This is a genomic window from Oleiphilus sp. HI0067 (assembly GCF_001635735.1).
In genome coordinates, this window is sequence record NZ_LWFI01001586.1 from 1 (window position 1) to 1253 (window position 1253).

The 1253-nt window shown below is 45.7% G+C and carries 1 protein-coding gene and 1 pseudogene; both read right to left on the bottom strand.

Annotated features, from left to right (window positions below):
- The coding region (pabC, locus tag A3739_RS25820) for an aminodeoxychorismate lyase (RefSeq protein ID WP_068503283.1) at positions 1-792 on the bottom strand (792 nt) is incomplete at its 3' end.
- A gap of 42 nt (positions 793-834) precedes the next feature.
- Positions 835-1253, bottom strand: a pseudogene (locus A3739_RS25825) (beta-ketoacyl-ACP synthase II); the annotation flags it as partial.

The following is a 1253-nucleotide window of genomic DNA, read 5'->3' on the forward strand; positions in this document are numbered from 1 at the left end:
TTTTGATTGCTGAAACTGGCTAACAGGCCATACACCAAATACACTGTTGATCATGAGTAAGGCATCTGCCTGATGCAGATCATCCAATGTCATTTGTCGCTCCTGTATCGTGAAAGAGCCATCGAACTCCTCAAGCTCGCCTGCTAGCAAAGCACTTAATAAGGTACCGCGAATTCCACAAACACTCAGTTCTGGCGTGTAAAACGTTCCATCAATCAAAGCGATTAAGTTTGATTTGGTGCCTTCAATAACGTGATTCTTTTGATCAAGCATGACACCTTCCGGCGCGCCGTTTAACTCGCGAGCCCCCATGACCTGATCAAGTCGATTCAGATGCTTGATACCTGCCAACATAGGTTGCTCACTCAAGCGATGCGAACACAAGGCAAGCTCAATCCCCGATGAATAATAAGATTCTTGGTAGTGAGGTAATTCAAATACTTGGATAAATAGATCAACGGAACTCGGCTTTATAGGCGCATAGCCACGCCCACCTTCTTTGCGTGTAGCGATGAGTTTAACCAGACCGTTCTCATGACCGTGCAATTGTAGCTGACGAACGGCGTTCTCTAGCTGATCATCAAAAGCTTCTAGTAGCTCCAGACTAGAACCAAGAGAGAGTACCTCAACACCACGGAGAAATCGGGCGCGATGGTAATCTAGTAACGGCACTTTAGCTTGAACAACACGAATGGTTTCGAAGATACCATCGCCATACGCGAGACCGCGGTTACTCAAACTAAGCGGAGATGTAGATTCTTCCTCAAGCGAGGAATACAGGAGCGCCCCCATTGAGAACCTCTGAATTTATTGTTGTTTTCTAAAGATAAACGCTTATACAGCTTTAAAGATCAAGGTGCCGTTCGTGCCACCAAAACCAAATGAGTTACTCAACACAGTATTAATTTCTGCTTCGCGGGCTTGATTAGGCACAATATCTAACGTGACAGCTTCTTCTTTATCTTCAACGTTAATAGTTGGTGGTGCAATATTGTCACGAATCGCAAGCACACTGAAGATCGCTTCAATCGCACCAGCTGCACCGAGTAGATGGCCAGTCGATGACTTTGTAGAGCTTACTAAGAGCTTCTCATTGGTATCGCCGACTAATTTCTGAATTGCCTGCGCTTCCGCTAAATCACCCAGGGGAGTCGAAGTACCATGCGCATTGATGTAATCAAGTTCACTGGCTGGTATGCCTGCATCATTCAAGGCATTTTGCATTGAGGTCAATGCACCTTCGCCATCTTCAG